Annotated in this window: 19 protein-coding genes; 11 read left to right on the forward strand and 8 right to left on the reverse strand. The window is 65.2% G+C overall.

Translation table 11 applies throughout. The annotated features are described in order from the left end of the window. Window positions 1-26: 26 nt before the first annotated feature. The gene (locus H7A76_RS12700; protein WP_185698799.1) at window positions 27-722 is read right to left on the reverse strand and encodes a pirin family protein; all 696 of its coding nucleotides are present in this window, start codon (window positions 720-722) and stop codon (window positions 27-29) included. Window positions 723-995: 273 nt separating this feature from the next. Here H7A76_RS12700 and H7A76_RS12705 point away from each other — a divergent pair, with 273 nt between their 5' ends. Beyond that, entirely contained in the window at window positions 996-3461 is a 2466-nt protein-coding gene (locus tag H7A76_RS12705) for a UvrD-helicase domain-containing protein (protein ID WP_185698800.1), read from the forward strand. 36 nt (window positions 3462-3497) lie between these two features. Here the strand turns inward: H7A76_RS12705 and H7A76_RS12710 are convergent, their stop codons facing one another. After that, complete coding sequence (locus H7A76_RS12710; protein WP_185698801.1) at window positions 3498-3767, reverse strand: DUF1652 domain-containing protein; 270 nt, start codon at window positions 3765-3767, stop codon at window positions 3498-3500. A 274-nt stretch (window positions 3768-4041) separates the two neighbouring features. Between H7A76_RS12710 and H7A76_RS12715 the strand changes: the two genes are divergently transcribed. From H7A76_RS12715 to H7A76_RS12730, 4 genes are read left to right on the forward strand one after another with little or no spacing between them, the layout of a single operon-like run. Continuing rightward, window positions 4042-4857, forward strand: a complete 816-nt coding sequence (locus H7A76_RS12715; protein WP_185698802.1) for a helix-turn-helix domain-containing protein — start codon at window positions 4042-4044, stop codon at window positions 4855-4857. Window positions 4858-4908: 51 nt separating this feature from the next. Further along, window positions 4909-6315, forward strand: coding sequence for an FAD-binding oxidoreductase (locus H7A76_RS12720; protein ID WP_185698803.1), 1407 nt, complete (start codon window positions 4909-4911; stop codon window positions 6313-6315). A 56-nt stretch (window positions 6316-6371) separates the two neighbouring features. After that, on the forward strand, window positions 6372-6713 hold the full coding sequence (locus H7A76_RS12725) for a cupin domain-containing protein (protein WP_185698804.1): 342 nt from the start codon (window positions 6372-6374) through the stop codon (window positions 6711-6713). 46 nt (window positions 6714-6759) lie between these two features. Beyond that, a complete protein-coding gene (locus H7A76_RS12730; RefSeq protein ID WP_185698805.1) occupies window positions 6760-7851 on the forward strand; it encodes a polyamine ABC transporter substrate-binding protein in 1092 nt (363 codons plus the stop codon). Between the two features lie 172 nt (window positions 7852-8023). Here the strand turns inward: H7A76_RS12730 and H7A76_RS12735 are convergent, their stop codons facing one another. The 5 genes from H7A76_RS12735 to H7A76_RS12755 all read right to left on the reverse strand — a co-directional run bounded on the left by H7A76_RS12735 (window position 8024) and on the right by H7A76_RS12755 (window position 13235). Beyond that, window positions 8024-8785 carry an SDR family oxidoreductase gene (locus tag H7A76_RS12735; protein WP_185698806.1) on the reverse strand — a complete coding sequence of 254 codons (762 nt, stop codon included), beginning with the start codon at window positions 8783-8785 and terminating at the stop codon, window positions 8024-8026. Beyond that, entirely contained in the window at window positions 8782-10164 is a 1383-nt protein-coding gene (locus tag H7A76_RS12740) for an aspartate aminotransferase family protein (RefSeq protein WP_185698807.1), read from the reverse strand. Before H7A76_RS12740 ends, H7A76_RS12735 begins: the two co-directional genes overlap by 4 nt. 36 nt (window positions 10165-10200) lie before the next feature. Then, complete coding sequence (locus H7A76_RS12745) at window positions 10201-11016, reverse strand: molybdenum cofactor biosynthesis F family protein (protein ID WP_185698808.1); 816 nt, start codon at window positions 11014-11016, stop codon at window positions 10201-10203. An 89-nt stretch (window positions 11017-11105) separates the two neighbouring features. Next, entirely contained in the window at window positions 11106-11771 is a 666-nt protein-coding gene (locus H7A76_RS12750) for a helix-turn-helix transcriptional regulator (RefSeq protein ID WP_068583425.1), read from the reverse strand. A 129-nt stretch (window positions 11772-11900) separates the two neighbouring features. Further along, window positions 11901-13235 carry an aspartate aminotransferase family protein gene (locus H7A76_RS12755; protein ID WP_083235972.1) on the reverse strand — a complete coding sequence of 445 codons (1335 nt, stop codon included), beginning with the start codon at window positions 13233-13235 and terminating at the stop codon, window positions 11901-11903. Between the two features lie 225 nt (window positions 13236-13460). Between H7A76_RS12755 and H7A76_RS12760 the strand changes: the two genes are divergently transcribed. The 4 genes from H7A76_RS12760 (at window position 13461) to feaR (ending at window position 18235) form a co-directional block, all read left to right on the forward strand. Next, window positions 13461-14948, forward strand: a complete 1488-nt coding sequence (locus H7A76_RS12760) for an aldehyde dehydrogenase (protein ID WP_185698810.1) — start codon at window positions 13461-13463, stop codon at window positions 14946-14948. 129 nt (window positions 14949-15077) lie between these two features. Beyond that, on the forward strand, window positions 15078-16598 hold the full coding sequence (locus H7A76_RS12765) for an APC family permease (protein ID WP_185698811.1): 1521 nt from the start codon (window positions 15078-15080) through the stop codon (window positions 16596-16598). Next, the gene (locus H7A76_RS12770) at window positions 16564-17157 is read left to right on the forward strand and encodes a DUF3156 family protein (RefSeq protein ID WP_185698812.1); all 594 of its coding nucleotides are present in this window, start codon (window positions 16564-16566) and stop codon (window positions 17155-17157) included. Before H7A76_RS12765 ends, H7A76_RS12770 begins: the two co-directional genes overlap by 35 nt. A 139-nt stretch (window positions 17158-17296) precedes the next feature. Then, entirely contained in the window at window positions 17297-18235 is a 939-nt protein-coding gene (feaR, locus tag H7A76_RS12775) for a transcriptional regulator FeaR (RefSeq protein WP_185698813.1), read from the forward strand. 127 nt (window positions 18236-18362) lie between these two features. Here feaR and H7A76_RS12780 read toward each other — a convergent pair whose 3' ends face one another. Then, the gene (locus H7A76_RS12780; RefSeq protein ID WP_185698814.1) at window positions 18363-19166 is read right to left on the reverse strand and encodes a helix-turn-helix transcriptional regulator; all 804 of its coding nucleotides are present in this window, start codon (window positions 19164-19166) and stop codon (window positions 18363-18365) included. A 206-nt stretch (window positions 19167-19372) separates the two neighbouring features. Here H7A76_RS12780 and H7A76_RS12785 point away from each other — a divergent pair, with 206 nt between their 5' ends. Both H7A76_RS12785 and H7A76_RS12790 read left to right on the forward strand, forming a co-directional pair. Next, a complete protein-coding gene (locus H7A76_RS12785; RefSeq protein ID WP_185698815.1) occupies window positions 19373-20737 on the forward strand; it encodes an APC family permease in 1365 nt (454 codons plus the stop codon). 9 nt (window positions 20738-20746) lie between these two features. After that, window positions 20747-21847 carry a P1 family peptidase gene (locus tag H7A76_RS12790; protein ID WP_185698816.1) on the forward strand — a complete coding sequence of 367 codons (1101 nt, stop codon included), beginning with the start codon at window positions 20747-20749 and terminating at the stop codon, window positions 21845-21847. Window positions 21848-21929: the final 82 nt, after the last annotated feature.

Here is a 21929-nt window from a genome sequence, read left to right on the forward strand (position 1 = left end):
TATTTGCCGCTGTGCCGTGCCCGGTCTCAGGCCAGGTCCACCAGGACGATCTCGCTGTCCTGTACTGCGGTTACCCGTAGCACCCGTTCATCCTGCACGGCCACGCCGTCGCGAGCTTCGGCGCGCAAGCCATTGATCTCGATGACCCCGGTGGCCGGCACCAGGTAGGCCCGGCGGCCGTTGTCCAGGTGGTACTCGGCGCTTTCACCGGCCTTGAGGTTGGCTGCCACCAACCGCGCATCGGCACGGATGCGCAGGCTCTCCACATCGCCGTCCTTGCCGCTGGCCAGGGTCACGAAGCCTTCGCGCTGGCCCTTGGGAAACGGCTTGGCGCCCCAGGACGGTGCAGAACCGGCCTGGTTGGGGATGATCCAGATCTGGAAGATCTTGGTGGGAGTGTCTTCCAGGTTGTACTCGCTGTGGGCAATGCCGGTGCCGGCACTCATCACCTGCACGTCGCCAGCCTCGGTACGCCCCTTGTTGCCCAGGTTGTCCTGGTGGCTGATGGCGCCTTCGCGCACATAGGTGATGATCTCCATGTCCCGGTGCGGATGCTGCGGGAAGCCGGTGCCGGGGGCGATCACATCGTCGTTCCAGACCCGCAGGTTGCCCCAGTGCATGCGCTCGGGGTCGTAGTACTCGGCGAAGGAAAAGTGATGATGGGCATCCAGCCAGCCGTGGTTGGCGCCGCCCAGGGAGCTGAAGGGTCTGAGTTCAAGCATGATCGTCTCCTGATCAAGGCTCGTCATGGCACGTTGCACCTGGCCAAGGACGATAGCCGTGGGTTGATGGCGTGCATCTTCTATCAGTCATTAATCGATAAAAAGCGCAAAAAGTGCCTTTATCAAATCGATAAATTAGATGCTTTATCGGGCCAAAAGCTGGTGTCAAACCTTCGGTTCATCGCTTAAGTTAATGACCTGCAAGCAATTCGCTGGATGCTCCGAGAAAATCCGGCGACCATTACCGCTCAAGCACCACACCCTGGAGTCCGCGTGTCGCAACACACCCCCGATCTGCCCCCCGAGCTCATGCCCCTGGCCCAGATGTCGTTGTTCAAGCGCCTGGCGGCGCGCTTCTTCGGCCACGGCCTGACCCGCCTGCGAGCCCAGCATCGGGCTTCCTGGCTGCACGGCCAGGCCGATGGCTTTCGCAGTGGCCATACTGCGGGCGTGGAGTACGGCTACCGCGAGGGGCGCCTCGAAGGCCTGGAGGAGGGGCGCCAGGTGTTGCTGATCCGCGACAGCCGCGATACCGAGCATCGGCCCCCTGGCGTCGACGACCGGTTGTTCGACGATTGGCGCCTGCCCTTGGGGGCCGAGCTGAAGAAGCGCTTCAAGGCCGATGTCGCGCGCTTGCTGGCGCCCGAGGCCCAGCCCAGCGCCGCGCAATGGAAGATGATCTTCAGCGACACTCCGGCCACTGCGGTGATCGCCGGGGCCGGGGCCGGCAAGTCGACCTCGCTGGTGCTGCGCCTGCTGTTGCTCCATCACTACCTGGGATTCGAGCTGGACTCCATGACCGTGGTGACCTTCACCCGCGAGTCGCGCAAGGATTTCATCGCCAAGCTGATCCAGGTATTCGCCCTGTGGGGGCGGCAACTGGATGCCCGGCAGGCCCGGGACCTGGTGCGCACCTTCCATTCGCGAATCCTGCCCATGGTCCGCAGTTTGCCGGGGTTCGAACGGCTGCAGGCGTTCGAGAACCTCAGCGAACGGCAGCCGGGCCTCGATGCCGAGGTGGACAGCAACCCCTTCGACCTGCGCATCAACGATGCCCAGCGCCAGCACCTCAACGCCTGCTACCAGGCGCTGTACAACAGCGACGAGCGCTTTCGCCTGGCCTTGAAACCGCTGGTGCGCCACGCCCTGCAACTCAAGGAGCTGGAGCGTGACCATCCGGATGTGCAAAAGCGCATGGCCGTTACCGAACTGGCGGCCAAGCGCGACGAAGAACTGTGTGACACCCTCGAGGACCTGTGGTTCAGGGCCGGGGCCTGGCCGATCAAGGGCATCGAACCCAAGCGCCAGCGCTTCGAGATCAACGGCGCGCAGTTCCATTGCCACGGTTACTGCGCCGAGCTCGATGCTTGGGTGGTGCTGGGTTTCGACCCACGGGAAAACCCGCAGATCACCCGTCCCGGGGCCAAGCTGAGCGTCCGCGCGGAGTGGGCGGTAAAGCGCACCCTGTTTCAAGCTTTCTTCCGTAAACCATTGATTTGGCTTGATAGTTACGAAGATTCAAAGCGCGCCCTCGGCGCTTTTTCGGCCCAGGCCAGTGCCGGCCCTGGCTTCGATTATCGGGTCAAGGGCGAGCTGGCCTCGGCGCCGTTGCTGGATTGTTTCGTCGCCGCCGCCGGGTTCATCGAGAACCTGGGGCTGGATGTGGGCGACGCCGTGGGCCGCATGAGCTTCGCCCAGGACGACCCGGATCGGTATTTCTTCGAGGCCCTGAGCCTGTTCTGGCGCGCCCTGGAAGACCATCTGCTGGACCAGTCGCCACCGATCATGACCTACAACCGCATGTTCGCCCTGTTCAGCGAGCGTTCGCCGGAAAACTTCAAGCTGTTGGCCGACGCCTGCCTGAGACCGATGTCGCACCTGATGATCGACGAGTTCCAGGACGTTTCGCCGCAGATCGTCTCCTGGATCAAGGCCAGCCTCGGCGAGATCCGCCGCCGAGGCTCAGCGCTGCACCTGGGGCGAGGGGCGCAGCATTCCTCGCTGTTGTGCGTGGGTGATGACTGGCAGTCGATCTATGGTTGGCGTGGCAGCTCGCCGCGCTACTTCATCGAGTTCAACAAGGAGTTCGTTTCGCCGAGCACCACCCGGGTCATGCTCAGCGAGAACTACCGCAGCCATCAGCATGTGATCGATGCCGCCGAGCACATCGTCCGCGCGGCCCCGGCCATCGCCGGGAAAAAGGCCAAGGCCAGCGGCGAGGCCCGCGAGTCATGGCCGGTGCAGGTGCTGGACCGGGACGACGAGGGCTTGGCCCAGCGTTTGGCGGAGCACTATCGGCAGGGCGATTCGATCTTGATGTTGTTTCGAAAAAGTATCGATAAGTTATTGATTGAAAACAGTATTTCACAAATAGTTAATGTTGATTCTAGCTTGCCGTTGGCGGCGCGCCGGCTCAAGCAACTGACCTATCACAGCGCCAAGGGGCTGCAGGCGGACGTGGTGTTCCTGCTGGGCGATTGCCAGCACCTGAGCAGCTCACCCTACAAGAACCAGGTGTATCGCATGGCCGGGCTGGGCAAGGACGGCGACGCCACGCCCTACGACAGTGCCCAGAAAGACGAGATCCTGCGCCTGGCCTACGTGGGCATCACCCGCGCGGTCAAGCATTGCTACTGGTATGTCGAGCGCCAGGACTCCAGTGCGGGCAATGCTCCGAGGGCCTCGGACCGGGTGCCGAAGGACAAGCCGTACTTCCAGGATCTGCGACAGCGGCCATGAAAAAGCCCGCCGGTTGGGCGGGCCTGGGTGAAGGGGTCAGGCCTTGAAGGCCAGGGAGGGCGAGAGGGCCTGCAGCTCATCCTCCACCGCCTCGATTATTCGTTCGACATCCGCGGCGCTCATCACCGTCGCGCAGGGAATGCCGGCGATGGCGATCATGGTTTCGCCGCTGGCGCGGTCGAACAGCCGGGCGATCATGCTGCCAGGCGCATCCATGCTGGCTTCGAAACCCATGGGATGAAAATGCCAGCGCATCAGCTGGCAGGCGTTGGGAAAGGTGACTTTGCTGGCCCAGACTGTGTTCATCGGTGGCCCACCTTGATTCATTGAGCGCTTCCTTGTGCTCGCGGGAGGACGAGGGCTCGTCGCTGAGCCGCTCGGGTGAGGTATTGAAAATAGCACCGGGTCATGGCCGCCTGCAGTTTTTTTGGCCACCGTTCGGCGGTTCGTTCATGAAAGTTTGATGCCAGTCCTGTCTGTGCTGGATGATCATGCGCACCGATTGTCCCGGTTATCGGGGTGGCGATTGCCGCCTGTGGGCAAGTTCGGCAAGCTGCGTTTTTTCCTGTCCGAGAAATGTATGTCTGTTGCTGACGACCCATCGTCGCAGACCCGGGCCACCGGCGACACCGTGACGCGCTACCACCTTTGTTGGAAACACCGCGACCTGGATGGGGTGCTGGCGCTGTACCACCCGCAGGTCCAATACAACGATTTCTTCCAGAATCGCACGCTGGCCCTGGCCGACCTGCGCGAATACGTGCAGGCCAGCATGCCGCGGGCACCGGACGAGACCCTGGAGCACTGCGACCGCATCCGCCTGGATGGCGACACGGCCTTCATCCAGTACCAGGTGACCCTGAGGGGCGGCCAGGGGCTGGTGTCGTTCCGGGCCAGCGAAGCGATCACCGTACGCGACGGCCTGATCTGGCGGGTCAACGAATATGCGGCCCTGGTGCGCGAAGCTTCCTCGGGCCAGGCTGCCGGCGGTCCGCGCCCGGCAGCCAGCCGCCTGGGGTTATCGCCGCGCCAGCTGGGGCGCATGGCCGACGACCTGGAGCAGTATTTCCAGCACCAGCAGCCTTACCTGGACCCGGAGCTGGACCTGCAACGTGTCGCCAGCGAGTGTGGCTACAGCCGTAACCAGATTTCCTACCTGCTCAACCAGATGCTGGGCCAGAGCTTCTACCGCTATGTGAACCAGGCGCGCCTGCAACATGTGCTGGTGGTCCTGGAGCGGGCCGTGCCGCCGGTGCGGATCGATGAGTTGGCCTTCGCCGCGGGTTTCAATTCACTGTCGGCGTTCTACAACTGCTTTCGCCAGCACACCGGCCAGACCCCCAAGGCCTATGCCCGGGAAATTTCCTTGCGTGCACGGGCACAAGACAGCGCCTGAGGCCAGGCACTAGGATCGGCTCATCGAAGGTTCGGTTAGCGGAGTGTTGGCATGCCTGGGTGGCGCAATATCAGTTTGTGGATGGATCAGCTCGACGAGCCGCTAACCCCCCGGCCGGCCCTGGAGCGGGACCAGGACCTGGACGTGGCGATCATCGGCGCCGGCTACACCGGCCTGTGGACCGCCTATTACCTCAAGCGCCTGGAACCGGGGTTGAAGATCGCCGTGTTCGAGGCGCAGATCGCCGGTTTCGGTGCCTCCGGGCGCAATGGCGGCTGGCTGATGGGCAACCTCCTGGGCGAGGACCGCCTGCTGGCGCCGCTACCGGCCGAGCAGCGCCGGGCTTCTTATGAACTGCTGCATGGCATCCCCGATGAGGTGGCCAACGTCATCGAACGTGAGGGCATCGTCTGCGACTACCGCAAGGGTGGCGTGCTGTATTGCGCGGCCCGTTATCCAGAGCAGCACGCCAGCCTGCGCCAGTACCTGGCGCATCTGCATGACCAGGGCCTGGGTGAGGCCGACTACCGTTGGCTGACCCCCGAGCAACTGGCCGGGCAATTGCGCGTGGCCAATGCCTATGGGGCGATCCAGGCAGCCCATTGCGCCACCATCCAGCCGGCCAGGCTGGTGCGCGGCCTGGCCCGGGCAGTGGAGCGCCTGGGTGTGGCGCTCTACGAGAACAGCCCGGTGACCCATTGGCAGTCCGGCAGCCTGCAGACTCCACGGGCGGCGGTGCGCAGCCGCTGGATAGTACCGGCGGTGGAGGGCTATTCGGTGACCCTGGCGCCCCTGGGGCGCTACCAACTGCCGGTGCAGAGCCTGCTGGTGGCCACCGAGCCGCTGCCCCAGTCCACCTGGGACGAGATCGGCCTGAGCCAGGGCCAGGCCTTCAGCGAGGGCAGTCGCCAGGTCACCTACGGCCAGCGCACCCTGGACGACCGCCTGGTGTTCGGCGCCCGGGGCGGTTATCGGTTCGCTGGCAAGCTGCGCCACGACTTCAGCCTGAGCGAGGACGAAGTGCACCTGCGCCGCTACCTGTTCGGCGAGCTGTTTCCACAACTCAAGAACGTGCGCATCACCCATGCCTGGGGCGGCAACCTGGGCATGTCGCGCCAGTTCCATCCGCACATGCTCTGCGACCGCCGCAAGGGCATCGCGCTGGCCGGCGGCTACGGTGGCGAGGGCGTAGGGGCCAGCAACCTGGGCGGCCGGACCCTGGCCGAGCTGATCCTTGAGCGCGACAGCCCGTTGGTACGCCAGCCCTGGGTCCTGCCCGAAGGCGGCCTGGAGCGACTGCGGGCCTGGGAACCCGAGCCCTGCCGCTGGCTGGGCTACAACGCCATCATTCAAAGCTTCGTTCACGAAGACCAGACCCTGGCCAATCCGGCCACGGCTCCCTGGCGGCGCAGGATGGCCAGCCGGATCGCCGGGTTCATGGAAGGCTTCATGCACTGACCCGGCTTCACCTGCCGGGCGCTGTGCGCTCGGCGCTTCCAGCCAGAGGTAGCACCATGAGCATCACGCAATTGAAGAACACCGCCACGGCCATCCTCGAGCAATCGGCTCCGGTCGCCGTGCCCCTGGGCGAGCCGTTGGCCGTGACCTCGGTCACCGCCGTGGAGCGCAGCGACGGGGTCGAGACCGGCATCTGGGAGTGCACGCCAGGACGCTGGCGGCGGCAGATCGTCGCCCAGGAGTTCTGCCACTTCATCCAGGGCCGCTGCAGCTTCACCCCCGACAATGGCGCAACCGTGCACATCCAGGCCGGCGATGCCTTGATGTTGCCGGCCAACAGCACCGGGACCTGGGACATCCTCGAGACCGTGCGCAAGACCTACGTGCTGATCTTCTGATCGCCAACTGCCTGCCAATAACAAAACCAACCACAGGTATCGCTCCATGACCCGCAAGACTCGCGCTTTGCTACTGAGCCCGTTGTGCCTGGCCGCCGCCCTGGCCCAGGCCGCCGATACGGTGAAGATCTACAACTGGTCCGACTACATCGCACCGGACACCAACCGCCAGTTCCAGAAGGCAACCGGGATCGGTTTCACCTACGACGTCTATGACAGCAACGAAACCCTGGACGGAAAGTTGATGACCGGAAAATCCGGTTACGACGTGGTCTTTCCTTCCAACCACTTCATGGCCCGGCAGATCCAGGGCGGGGCCCTGAAGAAGCTCGACAAGACCCGATTGTCCAACTGGCAGAACCTCAACCCGGTGCTGCTCAAGGCCCTTGAGGTCAATGACCCGGGCAACCAGTACGGCTTCCCCTACCTGTGGGGCACCACCGGCATCGGCTACAACGTGGCCAAGGTCAAGGCAGTGCTCGGGGACGATGCACCATTGGATTCCTGGGACCTGATCTTCAAGCCCGAGTACATGCAGCAGTTGCAGAAGTGCGGGGTGGCGATCCTGGATAACGGCCCGGAACTGATACCGGCAGCCCTGAACTACCTGGGGCTGGCGCACCACAGCAAGAATCCGGCGGACTACAAAAAAGCCGAAGCCTTGTTGATGAAGGTCCGGCCTTATGTGAGCTATTTCCATTCCTCGAAGTACACCAGCGACCTGGCCAACGGCAACATCTGCGTGGCAGTGGGCTTTTCCGGTGACATCCTGCAGGCCGAAAGCCGCGCCAAGGAGGCCGGCAACGGTATCCAGATCGGTTACTCGATTCCCCGGGAGGGCTCGCCGCTGTGGTTCGACATGGTGGCCATGCCGGTGGACGCCCCGGACGAGCAGGCCGGCTACGCCTACATGGACTACCTACTGCGTCCCGAGGTGATGGCCGATATCAGCAACCATGTGCACTACGCCAATGGCAACCAGCAGGCTGACAGCCGGGTCGATCCGGCGATCAAGGGCGACCCCAAGATCTACCCGAGCCCGGCGATGATGGACAAGCTGTTCGCCTTGCAGGCCATGCCGCTGGATATCGACCGGCTCCGCACCCGTTTGTGGAACAAGGTCCGCAGCGGCAACTGACAACCCAAGCCGCTAACAGGCCGTTGAAAAAACCTAGGCGAGTCAGCCAACGCAAGGCAAAACAGGCGAAAAAGCGCAGTTTACGCGTGCTAAATGAGCATTTTGACCGGGCTGGCGCACCGGCTTGTTTTTAACGCCGCGATGGCCACGCAGGTAGTTGTTCAACGTCCTGCTAGATCTGGGTGTTCTCCGCAAGCACGGCACCGCCATCCACCACCAGGGTCTGCCCGGTGATGTAGCCGGCCTGCCGGGAGGCCAGGAAAGCCATGGCCCAGGCGATGTCCTGGGGCGCGCCCAGGCGCTTGAGCGGAATGTGCCTAGCCAGGGCACCGGCATCGCCCAGGTTGTCGGTGGCCTGGGTGGCGATCAACCCCGGCTCGACGCCATTGACCGTGATCCCGTATTCCGCCAGTTCCAGCGCCGCAGCGCGGATGAACCCGTTGACCCCGGCCTTGGACGCCGCGTAGTGGGCCAGCCCGGGAATCGCCGTGCGCGGCCCGGTGACCGAGGAGGTCACGACGATCCGCGGGTCCTGGGCCCGGCGCAGCGCCGGCAGGGCGGCCCGGGCCAGCCAGAAGCAGCTCTTGAGATTGACCGCCAGGGTGCTGTCCAGGGTCGCGTCCTCCAGTTCGGCGAGCCGCTGCAGGGGGAAGATCCCGGCGTTGTGCAGCAGCAGGTCGAGGCCGCCGAAGGCCTGTTCGGTAGCGGCCACGGCCTGCTCGGCGGCGGCTCGGGTACCCAGGTCGATGGCCAGCAGCTCGGCGCAGCCGCCGGCCTCGCGGATCAGGCGCAGGGTCTCGGCGCCGGCGGCGGCGCCGCGGGTGGCCAGCATCACCCTGGCGCCCTGGGCGGCGAACAGCTGGGCGATGGCCCGGCCGATGCCCTGGCCGGAGCCGGTGACCAGGGCGATGCGTCCTGCCTGTTCGCCGTTCATGAACCTGCTCCCGGCAGCACCTGGGCCAGGCACTGGTCCAGCAGGCGGTTGTGCAGGTCCACCTGCTCCTCGCTGGCGCTGGGACACAGCAGGGCCATGTTGTGGAACGGCGTCAGCAGCACCCCGCGATTGAGCAGGTACAGGTGCAGGTAGGCCTCGATCAGCCCGTGCCGCGCATGGTGGGCTTCGCCGCCATTGCGCGGGGCATGGGGCATGAACAGGTACTCGACCCGGGCGCCGATGCGGGTCACGTGCCAGGGCAGGCGGTGGCGCTGGATGATCGCCTCGACCCCGGCCCGCAGGCGTTCGGCCAGCTGGAACATGCGTTGGTAGTTGGCCTCGTTCATCACCTCGCTGAAGGTGGCGCGCATGGCGGCCATCTGCAGGGCGTTGCCGGCCAGGGTACCGCCGAAGCCGAAGTGGTTGATCGCCTGGCCCGGCGCAAAGTGCGGCAGTACCTGCCAGATTCGTTCGGCCATGGCCTGGCTGGCGCCCCAGACCGCGGTGGGAATGCCCCCGGCGATGCACTTGCCGAGGACGAAAAAGTCCGCTTCCAGGCCATGCTCGCCGCAGTAGCCGCCAGGTCCGCAGGACAGGGTATGGGTTTCGTCGATGATCAGCGGCACGTCGTAGCGCCGGGTCAGTTGCCGCAGGCCGTCATGGAAGCCCGGCGCCGGCGGCACCATGCCGACGTTGGTCATGAAGGGTTCGGTGAGGACCGCGGCCACGTCGCCATGGGCCAGGGCCGCCTCCAGGGCCGGCAGGTCGTTGAACTCCACCAGGCGGGTGGTGGCCTGGTGATGCAGGCCGTTGGCATGCACGCCTTCGCGGGGAATCATCTGGCCGCCGGCATCGAACTCCACCTGGGACTCGTCGACGCTGCCGTGATAGTTGCAGTTGAACACCAGCACTTTCTGCCGGCCGGTGATCATCCGGCACAGGCGCAAGACGAAGCGATTGGCATCGGTGGCCGAGGTGGTGACCTGCCAATAGGGCAGCTTGAAGCGCCGGCTCAGCTCCTGGCCGACCCACAGGCTGTCGGCGGTGGGCAGCATCAGGGTCGAGCCATGCCGCGCTTGCTCGGCGATGGCTGCGGCCACCGCGGGTTGGGCATGGCCGAACATGGCCCCGGTGTCGCCCAGGGCGAAGTCGGCGTACTGCTGGCCGTCGCAGTCGGTCAGGGTCGCGCCCTGGGCATCGGCCACCATGATCGGATACGAGCCGGGCCATTGCTGCATCCAGTGCAACGGGGCACCGTAGAGCCAGTGCTCGAGGTTCTGGCGGTAGAAGGCGCCGGAGCGCGGATGGCGCTCGGCAAACAGTTGCAGTTCGCTCTGGTAGCAGTCGGCGACGCGTTGCAGGTCGAGTCCCAGGGTCATGGCAAGGTCCTGTAAAAAGTGTGCGGTGGCAAAGGCTCAGCAATGGCTGGTGCGATTGAGCACCCGGGCCAGGGCGCCCACCGGGAAATTGGCGAAGCTTTCGAAGTCCGCGCCCTGGTAGCCGAAGATCTTGCCGTCACTGCGCCCGGCTGCGAGGTCGATCAGCACCAGGCCCAGGGTCGGGACGATCTTTTCCCGCCAGACGAACAGGTACAGCTGCTCGGCGACCTTGTAGTAGTGGCAACGGTCGGTGTCCGCCAGCCCTTGCTCGACGCCCTTGAGGCACTGCCAGCTGTAGAAATCGGCATTGAGGTAGACGTGTTCGTAGGCCTCGCTGGCGCTGTAGACGTACTGGTTGCGCAGGCCGACCAGTTCCTGGGTGGGGGCGTGCCGTGGCGTGTCGGCAGTGCACGGGCGGTCGATGGCGCCGTGCAGGAACTGCGCCTTGACGCTGGTCAGCTCGCCGCCGGCCAGGGCCCGGCTGAACAGATCGGTACGGGATTCTTCACGGCTGGGCATCTGCCCGAGGACGGCGGTGAAGCACTGGCGCTCCAGGTCCAGGACCAGGCTCACCGAATGGGTGGTGCCCTGGTCCTGCTTGAGAAAGTCCACCAGGTACAGGCCGGGGCGCACGGAGGTGGCGCGGTAGGCCAGTGCCTCGCTGGCGGTTTCGCCGATGTTGTTCCAGCTCAGGGTGGCGGCGCCGAAGCGGTGCTCGATCTGCCAGCCGTTGTCGAAGTGCAGGGTCAGGTGGCGCCCGGCCAAGTCGTCGCGGGCGGGGAGGATATGGTTGTCGCCGGCAAACCCGTCGGCCAGGGCGCCGACGGTGATCCATTCAGGTTGCAGGTTCATGGCAAGGCTCTTGTGCGTTGTCGTAGAGCTGCATGTTCGGGCCTGGTGCGGTGCCTGCCCATCAACCGGATGGTTGAGTCCTGGCTGTTTCAGAGGAACAGCGTGCTTACCAGTTCGGTGCGGTTGCCCGCGCCGACCTTGCGGAACAGGTTGATCAGGTGGGTCTTGACCGTGGGCAGGCCCAGGTCCAGGCGCCGGGCGATGGTCTTGTTGTCCGCGCCATCGCGCAGCAGCCAGGCGATTTCCCGCTCGCGGGGCGTCAGCCCGGCCAAGCGCGGGTCGGCCTCGGGGCAGGGGGCCCGGGCGGCGATTTCCAGCAGCCCCTGCAAGGCTTGCAGGGTGGTCAGCTCATCGTTGCTGAAGCGCCCCAGGCTGGCGTCGCGTAGCAGCGAAAGCCCGGCGATAGGCCGCTGTTTGTCGCAGGCCAGGATCTCCACCACATCCAGCACTCCGTGGCGCTGCAGGAAGCCCTGGTACACCAGGGTGTCGTGACGATCCTGGCGGGCCATGCCCATGTGCAGCGACAGCACCGGGCGCCCGGCGGCCGCGCACAGCTGTGGTTGCAGCGGGTCGTAGCGCCGATAGCGTTGCAAGTAGGCCTGGTGCATTTGCTCGGGCATGCGGTACAGCGCGAAGTCTTGTGCTTGCAGTTGTGGGTCGATGCGGTAGAAGGCGCAGAGGGTGGCGGGCACTACCCGGGTGAAGGCGGCGATGCAGCGTTGGCCCAGTTCATGGGGCATGGCGACTGCGTTCATGGAAGACTCCTGGCTGCCCGCTGGGCAGGGGCTCGGGGCTGGCGCAGGTAGCGGGCCGCGCGATGGCGGCCGGCCATTGGAGAGTGCCGGCCCTGCCCGCTGCGAATGCGGGCAGTACCGGTGGGCCGGTCAGCGCCGGGCCTGGCTCAGGCCCTGGGCGAGGGCGTCGACGATGACATCCACCTGCGCCGGCTGGATCACCAGCGGCGGCGAGAGAATGATCTTGGTGCCCACCGGGCGCACCATGACCCCGTGCTCCCGGGCGATCTGCGCCACCTGGTTGGCGTAGCCGCTGGTGGGGTCGATGGGCTCGCGGGTGCTCTTGTCGGCCACCAGGTCCAGGGCCACCATCAGGCCCTGGCCACGCACTTCGCCAACGCTGTCGAAGCGTTCGACGAACGGCTGCAGCTTGGCCAGCAGGTAGTCGCCCATCTTCGCCGCGTTGGCCGGCAGGTCTTCCTTGACCACGATGTCCAGGCAGGCCAGGGCCGCGGCGCAGGCCACCGGATGCCCGGCGTAGGTGTAGCCGTGCATGATGGCGCCGGTGAAGTTGCCGTTCTTCTCGAACGCTTCCTCGATCCGCCGGTTGACCACGGTGGCGCCCAGGGGGATGTAGCCCGAGGTGATGCCCTTGGCCAGGCACATGATGTCGGGCTTGACCCCCCACAAGCGGCTACCGAACATCGAACCGCTGCGGCCGAAGCCGGTGACCACTTCGTCGGCGATCAACAGCACGCCGTACTTGTCGCAAACCTCGCGGATCAATGGCCAGTAGTTGGCCGGCGGCACGATGACCCCGCCCGCGCCCTGGATCGGCTCGGCGATGAAGGCCGCCACGGTGTCCGGGCTCTGGAACTGGATTTCCCGCTCCAGCAGGTCGGCGCAGATCTTGCCCAGCTCCTCTGGGTCCTGGCTGTAGGGGTTGCGGTACAGCCACGGAGTGTCGATGTGGTAGCAGCCGGGCAGCAGCGGCTCGTAGTTGCGCCGGAACACCGTATTGCCGTTGACCGAGGCGCCACCGAAGTGGGTGCCGTGGTAGCCCTGGCGCAGGGAAATGAACTTGGTGCGATCGGCCTGGCCCTCCAGCTTCCAGTACTGGCGAGCCAGCTTCAGGGCGCTTTCGATGGCGTCCGAGCCGCCCGAGCTGAAGGCCACGCGGCGCATGTCTTCAGGCTCCAGCAGGTTCATCAAGACCCGCGACAGTTCCTCGGCGCGGGGATGGCTGACCCCGTCGAACAGCTGGAAGTACTCCAGCTCATCGAGCTGGGCGGTGATGGCCGCCTTCACTTCCTTGCGGTTGTGGCCAACGTTGACGTTCCACAACCCGGCCACGCCATCCACCAGTTGACGGCCCTGGTCGTCGTACACATAGCAGCCATCGCCGCGCACGATGCGGATCGGTTCGCGTTGCTTCATCTCGTTGGGGTGCAGCATGGGATGCCAGAAATGGCTTGCTTGGCTCACGTTGGATCTCCTGATAGGGCTCGAACAGCGTGGGGCCATTAGGGCGCGATTGGCCGACGTGTTGCTTGCCTCTGTGTGCCAGGCAATTTGATCCAGGCTGCCAGGTGTTTGTCGAGGCTGCCGAGCCTGGCAGCCAGCGCCAAGTTTTGCGGCAGCCAGGATCAAGACGGCATCGGGCTTTGGGCTCAGAGTCTCGGTCGACAGGTACAACCAGGAGGATTGACGATGAGCGTTGCCATCGACCCACGTGTCGCCGCATTCATAGACAGCCAGCACGGCCTGCTGATCGACGGCCAGAACCGCCCGGCGCTCTCCGGGGCGCGGATGCCGGTCCATAACCCGGCCACCGGCGAGCAATTGACCGAAGTGGCCATGGCCGCCCAGGCCGACATCGACCTGGCGGTGGGGGCCGCGCGCCGGGCCTTCGAGGGAGAATGGAAGACGCTGCGCCCGGCCGATCGCGAACGCCTGTTGTTGAAGCTGGCGGATGTGCTGGAAGCCAATGGCGAGGAGCTGGCGCAACTGGAAACCCTCAACAACGGCCAGTCGATCCACCTGGCCCGGGCCCTGGAAGTGGGCGCGGCGGCGGAGTTCACCCGCTACATGGCCGGTTGGGCGACCAAGATCGAGGGCAAGAGCCTGGATGTGTCCATCGCCGCGGTGCCCGGCGCGCAGTACCGGGCCTACACGGTGCCGGAGCCGGTGGGCGTAGTGGGGGCCATCGTGCCGTGGAACTTCCCGCTGTTGATGGCCATCTGGAAGATCGTCCCGGCCCTGGCCTGCGGTTGCACCGTGGTGCTCAAGCCGGCGGACGAGACCCCGCTCACCGCGCTGCGCCTGGGCCAGCTGTGCCTGGAGGCGGGCATCGCCCCCGGGGTGGTCAACGTGGTGACCGGCAGTGGTGCCGGGGCCGGGGCGGCCTTGGCGGCCCATCCGGGCATCGACAAGCTGGCCTTCACCGGCTCGACCCAGGTGGGCAAGCTGATCGGTCATGCGGCGGTGGACAACATGACCCGATTTTCCCTGGAGCTAGGCGGAAAATCGCCGGTGATCGTGCTCGATGATTGCGATCCGGACACCGCCGCCGCTGGCGCCAGCGCGGCGATCTTCTTCAACCAGGGCCAGGTGTGCACCGCCGGTTCGCGGCTGTACATCCAGCGCGGCATCTATCAGCAGGTGCTCGACCGGCTGGTGGCGATTGCCGGCTCGCTGAGCATCGGCCCGGGCCTGGACGAGCAAGCGCAGATCAACCCGTTGATCTCGGCCAAGCAGCAGCGCCGGGTGCTGCAGATGGTCGAGCGCGGAGTCGAGGAGGGCGCGCGGCTGCTGTGCGGCGGCGTGGCCTTCGGCGAGCGTGGCTTCTACGTGCGGCCCACGGTGGTGGCCGATGTGCAGGCCGGGCAGCAGTTGGTGCGCGAGGAAATCTTCGGTCCGGTGGTGGTCGCCATGCCTTTCGACACCCTGGAAGAGGTGGTGGCGCTGGCCAACGACAACCCGTACGGCCTGGGCGCGAGCATCTGGTCCAACGACCTGGGGCAGGTCATGCAATTGATCCCGCAGATCAAGGCCGGCACCGTCTGGGTCAACACCCACAACATGCTCGACCCCTCGATGCCCTTCGGTGGCTACAAGCAGTCCGGCCTCGGCCGCGAGATGGGCCATGCGGCCATCGAGGCCTATACCGAGAACAAGTCGGTGTGCATCGCCTATTGAGCCAGGTCCCGCAGGCCAGCCCTGCGGGACGACTCCAGGCTGCGCCAGACAGCCGAGCATGGCGGCCACGCGTGTCCTTGAAATGCCTAGAACAACAATCATCAATCCCTGCTTTCGAGGTTTACCAGCATGTCGCTCAACGACAGACTCAACCGGCACCTGCACCAGGGTGTCGTCGGTTTTCCCACGGCCCTGGCCAGTGCCGTGGGCCTGATCATGGCCAGCCCGGTGATCCTCACCGCCACCACCGGTTTCGGCATCGGCGGCGGGGCCTTCGCCGCGGCCATGGCGATCGCCCTGCTGATGATGCTGGCGCAGTCCACCACCTTCGCCGAGGCGGCCTGCCTGTTGCCCACCAACGGTTCGGTCTATGACTACCTGGCCTGCGGCCTGGGGCGATTCTTCGCCATCACCGGCACCTTGTCGGCCTACCTGATCGTCCACGTGTTCGCCGGCACCGCGGAAACCATCCTCAGCGGGGTCATGGCCCTGGTCAACTTCGAGTCCCTCAATACCCTGCTGGAGCAGAGCGGAAGCGCCTGGCTGGTGGGGGTGGGGCTGGTGCTGTTCTTCGGCCTGCTCAACGCCGTGGGGATCACGGCCTTCAGCCGTGCCGAGGTGATCCTGACCTTCGGCATGTGGAGCACCCTGATCATCTTCGGCGTACTGGGCGTGCTCAAGGCCCCGGCGGTGCAGCTCGATGGCTGGTTCGGGGCTTCCACGGTGGGCACCGACCTGCCCACTATCCTGTCCCTGGTGGGCATGGCGATGTTCATGTTCGTCGGCTGCGAGTTCGTCACGCCCCTGACCCCGGACGTACGCCAGGCCGCGCGGACCATTCCCCGGGCCATGGCCCTGGGGTTGGTGGGGGTGGCGGTGTGCATGTTCATCTATGGCGCGGCGATGAAGCGCCAGGTGGCCAACGTCGCCCTGAGCGAGGATGGCAGCGTCCACCTGCTGGAGACACCCATGGCCATCCCGCATTTCGCCGAGCAGGTCATGGGCCCGTTCGGGCGTATCTGGCTGGGGATCGGCCTGCTGTTCGCCGGTGCCGCCACCATCAATACGCTGATGGCCGGGTTGCCGCGCATCCTCTATGGCATGGCCCAGGACGGCGCCTTGCCGAAGGTCTTCACCTACCTGCACCCGCGCTTCAAGACGCCGCTGCTGTGCATCGCCGTGGCGGTGCTGATTCCTTGCCTGCACGCCTGGTGGCTGGGCGGCAGCACCGACAGCATCATGCACCTGGTGCTGGCGGCGGTCTGCGCCTGGAGCACGGCGTATCTGTTGGTCACACTGGCGGTGGTGATGCTGCGCATTCGCCGGCCGGACCTGCCACGGCCCTACAAGTCGCCCTGGTTCCCGCTGCCGCAGATCCTCTCTTCGGTAGGCATCCTGCTGGGCATGTGGTTCATCACTCCACCGGGGATGAACCCGAGGGACATCTACGTGCCGTTCGGCAGCATGCTGGGCCTGACCGCGGCGTATGCGCTGGTCTGGACCCTGGTGGTGCAGAAGGTCAATCCGTTTCGCCCGGTACCGGTGGAAGAGGTGCTGGAACAGGCCTTGGGCCTGGCCCCGGAAGATCTCCCGAACTCTCGGCAGGAAGTGGCCGATGAACCTTTCAAGCTGGCGACAAAACCTCTTTGAACTGTGGCACCGGCCGCCCTCGGGTTACCGCCCGGGGCTGACCCTGGGTCAGTTGCGCCGGGACTTGGTGGGGCTCGGCTATGTCGGCCAGGACGCAGCCCGGGGGCGTTTTCATTGCCCCCGGCGCGGCCTGGAGTTCGACGTGGCCGAGTGCGCCCAGGCGCAGTTCCTGATGCATATCGTGGTGTGCCAATGGCAGCTGCGGGTGCCCGCTGCCGGCCCGGGGCGCGCGCGCATCAGCTTGCGCCATACCGGGGCGATCCGCCGCCAGGGGCTCACTGCTCGCGTGCGTGACGGCGAGCAGGCCGACTGGGCGCCCTTGATCCAGCGCCTGTGCCAGGACCCCCAGCTGCTGGCCGAGTTGCTGCCCCTGGATTTCAAGCGCTTGGAGCTGCACCGCGATGACCAGGGCTGGCAGGTACGCCTGGAGCACTTCGGCGCCAGCGAGGTGGTCAATCGCCTGCCGGGCATGCGTCGCTATATCCGCTTGAATGCTGTGCAACGAGAGGCGCTGCTGGACAGCTTCGCTCATCTGCAGCGCTTGCTGGCGGATTACTGAGGCGTCCGCTGGCCCAGCTTCTGCTTGAGCCGTGACAGGTTATCCCTGCTGCCAGGCGCCTTGCCTGGTAAATAGATAACATGTTAATGATATCGCCATAAAAACAATGGCGGCCCGAACCGGCTCCTGGAGGTGCACAGTGCTTGCTTCCCAAAGTTTCAGTTCCTGGCTGGGCGCCCTGCAGGGCATTTGCGGCCGTTTCGATGCCCGCCCGGCGCACAACCCCGCGCTGTTCATCGGCGAAGTGGGCTTGCGGGACTATGCCGGGCTGGAGGTGGCGCAGATCCGCACCAACGCCGGGCTGATTTCCCGGCAAGACACCCGCGCCGACCAGGCCGACGATCGGCACTGCTTCCTGATCGTCCAGCGCAGCGGCCATGCGCGCCTGAGCCAGGATGGCCAGAGCATCGAACTGGCGCCTGGCGACATGGCCTTGCTGGATTCCGCCGGCGCCTGTGAAATCGTGCCCCATGGCTTGATCGAGCATGCCTCGTTCCACTTGAGCCGGGAGGAGGTCTATCGCCACCTGCCGGCCCAGCAACGCAAATTCGGCAAGTTGTCGCAGCATTGCGCCAGCGGCCGCCTGATGCGCTTGCTGGTGGAGCAGATCTGCGCAGGCGACCTGCACGGCTGTGCGGCGCAACAGGAGGGCCAGGCCTTGCAGGAAGCGCTGATCGCCTTGCTCGGCCCGACCCTGCGCCAGACCGCCGACAGCCTTGCCGGCCACGATGAAGTCCTGCATGGCCAGTGCCTGCGCGACCAGGCCCGGCAACTGATCCAGCAATCGCTCAACGAGCCGGGGCTGACCCCGGTGGCCCTGGCCGGCCAGTTGAACATTTCGGTACGCCAGTTGTACCGGCTGTTCGAGGAGCAGGGCGACAGCGTCTGTCGTTTCATCCAGCGTTCACGGCTCAAGCGCAGTGCGGCGGATTTGAGCAACCCACACCTGCGCAACGAATCGATCACCGATATCGCCTTCAAATGGGGCTTTACCGATTCGGCGCATTTCAGCCGCACCTTCAAGAAACACTTCGAACAGTCGCCCCGGGATTTCCGTGCGCGTTCATTGAATGCCTGAGAGCGTTTAGCCGCCGTGAGGTTGGTGGGGTGGCGTGATCGTTGAAGGCCCTGCGGGCCTTGTCGCAGCTTCGCGATGGCTACAGGTTCGTGCTGCGTGTAGCCGCTGTCGCAGGTCGCGCACGGGCTCAGGGGTTTTCCAGGTCGTGCCCCAGGGACTGGATGAACAGCGAGAACAGCTCCGGCTGGCTGGAGATGTCCAGCTTGGCGTACAGGTGCCGGCGGTGGACCTTGATGGTGTCCGGGGAGATCTTCAGGCGCTCGGCCATGGCCTTGGAGGAAAACCCGCGCAGGATCAGCCGGGCGATTTCCAGTTCCCGCTCCGACAGCACGCCACTGCCGAAATGACTCAGGGCATCGCGGATCTGGCTGGCCATTTCCTCGGCGGCCGGCAGCTGCGGGCGGGCCTGGCTGTGCTGCCAGTGCTGTTCCATGAGGGGCAGCACCCAGGCGGCGAAGGTGGTGAGCTGGCCGATGGCCTCGCTGCTGAACAACCGCTGGCTGCCCAGCGACAGCGACAGGGTGCCGGCCCCAGGCAGTTGCAGAATGAACTGCACTTCGTCCTCCAGCACGTTGTCGTGAAAGTAGTTGAGAAAGTACTCGCTCTGGCGAAAGTGGTCCGGCGCCACCTCTTCGAGACGGTACAGGCCGCTGGGATAGCCCTCGCGACAGGCCTGGAAAAACGGGTCCAGCAGATACAGGCCATTAAGGTAGGTGAGCATCGACGCCGGCTTGCTGCTGGGTTCGGCGTCGTACTCCTCCAAGGCCCGGGGCGGGCCGTCCACCGGGTAGAAGATCGCCAGGGCGTTGTCGAACGGCGTGGCCTGGTGCAACAGCAGGATCAACTGCTTCCACAGGCGTGGGTGGCCGATCAGCGAGAGGGTGCGCCCCAGGCTGGCATGCAGGCCGACTTCCCTGAACAGGTTACTCAAAGGTTTTACTCCACGGGTCTGTTGCAAGTGTCCTGGCACGGTTTCGTCGATTTACCGGGTGCCGTCAAGGGGGAGTACTCCAATAGGGGAATTGGTCGCCATCGCCCCACTGCCTAGAGTAGCTGCGGTCAAGTGCGACCCAGAGCGCACCCACCCGATGAATCTCGTTCCTGCCTCAGACCAACAATAAGCACGAGGATAACGATATGAGCTCTCCCTCCGCGCCCGATGGCGCGCTGAAACCCACCTTGAGCGTGTTCGATGTGGTGGCCATCACCGTGTCTGGCGTGACCCCCGCCAGCTCGGTGTTCGTGATTGCCCCCTTCGCTATCCACCAGGCCGGCAGCGGGGTGTTCCTGGCCTTTGTCATGGCAGGCCTGTTGGCGCTGATGTTCGCCTTCTGCTACGCCGAGCTGGGCCGGGCCCACAACAGCGCCGGCGGCGAGTATGTGTATGCCAAGCGGGTGTTCGGCGGCCTGGCCGGCTACGCGACCTTCCTCACCGTGCTGGTGATGTTGCTGTTCATCCCGCCGGTACTGGCCACGGGGGCCGCCACTTACCTGAACAATGCCCTGGGCACCCAGTACGACTCCCAGACCGTGGCCCTGGTGATCGTCACCTGCAGCTACCTGCTGGGGATTCTCAACATCAAGCTCAATGCCTGGATCACCGGCACCTGCCTGTTGCTGGAAGTGGCGGCGTTGCTGGTGATCGTCTGGCTGGGGTTCGGCAACGCCAGCCAGCCGGTGAGCATCCTGCTGCAGCCGCAGATCGTCGACCATGGAGTGCTGCAACTGGCGCCCTGGGCCCTGGTGATCGGCGCGGTGGGCATCGGCCTGTTTTCCTATAACGGCTTCGGTCCGGCGGTGTTGCTGGCCGAAGACATGAAGTGCGGCGGACGCGGGGTGCACAAGGCGGTGCTCTGGTCCCTGGCGCTGGTGGTGATCATCGAGTTGGTGCCGCTCACCGCGTTGCTCATCGGTGCGCCGTCCTTGAGCGAAATGCTCGCCAGCCCCGACCCGATCGGCTACCTGCTCACCAGCCACGGCAACGAAACCCTGGCCCGGGTGGTCAGCGCCGGGATCTTCCTCTCGGTGTTCAACGCCATCGTCGCCATCGTCATCCAGATCGGCCGGGTGGTGTTCAGCAGCGGTCGCGATGCCCTGTGGACGCCAGGCATCAACCGCCTGTTCACTCGCATCCATCCGCGCTGGGATTCGCCCTGGCTGGCCACGCTGTTCCTGGCGATGCCTTCGGCGCTGCTCAGCTTCAGCTCGAACCTGGCGGACCTGACGTCCTTCAGCGTGCTGCTGATCATGCTGGTGTACCTGGTGGTGGCCTTCAGTGCGTTGATGAGCCGCGTGTTGCTGCGCGATCGCGAGCATCCCTATCGCATGCCGCTGTGGCCGTTGCCGGCGCTGCTGGCGGTGATCGGTGCCGGCTACCTGCTGGTCAACCTGTTCCTTGCAGCGTCCCTGCGCGACATCATGGTGATCGTCGGCTTGCTGGCGCTGTCGGTGATTCTCTATGGCACCAATGGCCGGTACAGCCCGGCGTTCCAGAAACTGTAAGGAGTGGTTATGCGAGCACGTCAAGCGGGCATCAGCCTGGGGCTGGGAACACCTGGCCCGTTCAATGCGATCACCGATGTTCCGGGGGTGCGGGTCGGCCACTGCACCCTCAAGACCGAGATCGACGGCAAGCAGGTGCGCACCGGGGTTACGCTGATCCAGCCGCGTGCCGGGCATGCGCGCCTGCAGCCGTGTTTCGCCGGCTGCCATGTACTCAATGGCAATGGGGATGCCACGGGCCTGGAATGGATCCGCGAGGCCGGCACCCTGACCACGCCGATCGCCATCACCAACACCCACAGCGTGGGCGTGGTGCGTGATGCGCTGATTGCCCTGGAGCGTGAGGAACTGGCCGATCCTGCGGTGTACTGGTGCATGCCGGTGGTGATGGAAACCTTCGACGGCCTGCTGAACGATATCTGGGGCCAGCATGTGGGACCGCAGCAGGTGCGCGAGGCATTGGCCCAGGCTGAATCCGGACCGGTGGCCGAGGGTGCGGTCGGTGGTGGCACGGGGATGATCTGCCATGAGTTCAAGGGCGGGATCGGCACCGCGTCCCGGCGTCTGGCGGCGGAGCAGGGTGGCTATACCGTCGGCGCGCTGGTCCAGGCCAACCATGGCAAGCGCGAGGAGTTGCGAGTCGATGGTTATCCGGTGGGGCGCCAGCTACGCGATATCGTCTCGCCCTTCGCCGAGCGCGGTACCCCGGGCATGGGCTCGATCGTGGTGATCCTGGCCACCGATGCACCGCTGTTGCCGCACCAGTGCCAGCGACTGGCCCAGCGGGCATCCGTCGGTATCGCCCGGACCGGTGGGGGGACCGAGGATTCCAGCGGCGATATCTTCCTGGCCTTTGCCACGGGAAACCGGGACCTGCCGACGGCGGACTACGCGCGCAAGGACCAGGGCTTCACTTCTGCGCTGGCAATGCTCAACAACGATCACATTTCTCCGCTGTTCAGCGCTGCCGCCGAGGCCGTGGAAGAGGCGATCATCAATGCCTTGCTGGCTGGCGAGCCGATGACCAGAGCCGACGGCGTGCAAGTACCGGCCCTGACTCCGCAGATATTGAGGAATGCACTGCAACTCAGTGGTTGGAACATTAAGTAAGTACAAAAAAACTGAGACACAGTCGGCATAATTCAACAGGAGCGATATTTAATAATTAAATTGTAGATTGTCAGACAATGAG

Source organism: Pseudomonas sp. MSSRFD41 (assembly GCF_014230245.1).
Classification (GTDB): domain Bacteria; phylum Pseudomonadota; class Gammaproteobacteria; order Pseudomonadales; family Pseudomonadaceae; genus Aquipseudomonas; species Aquipseudomonas piscis.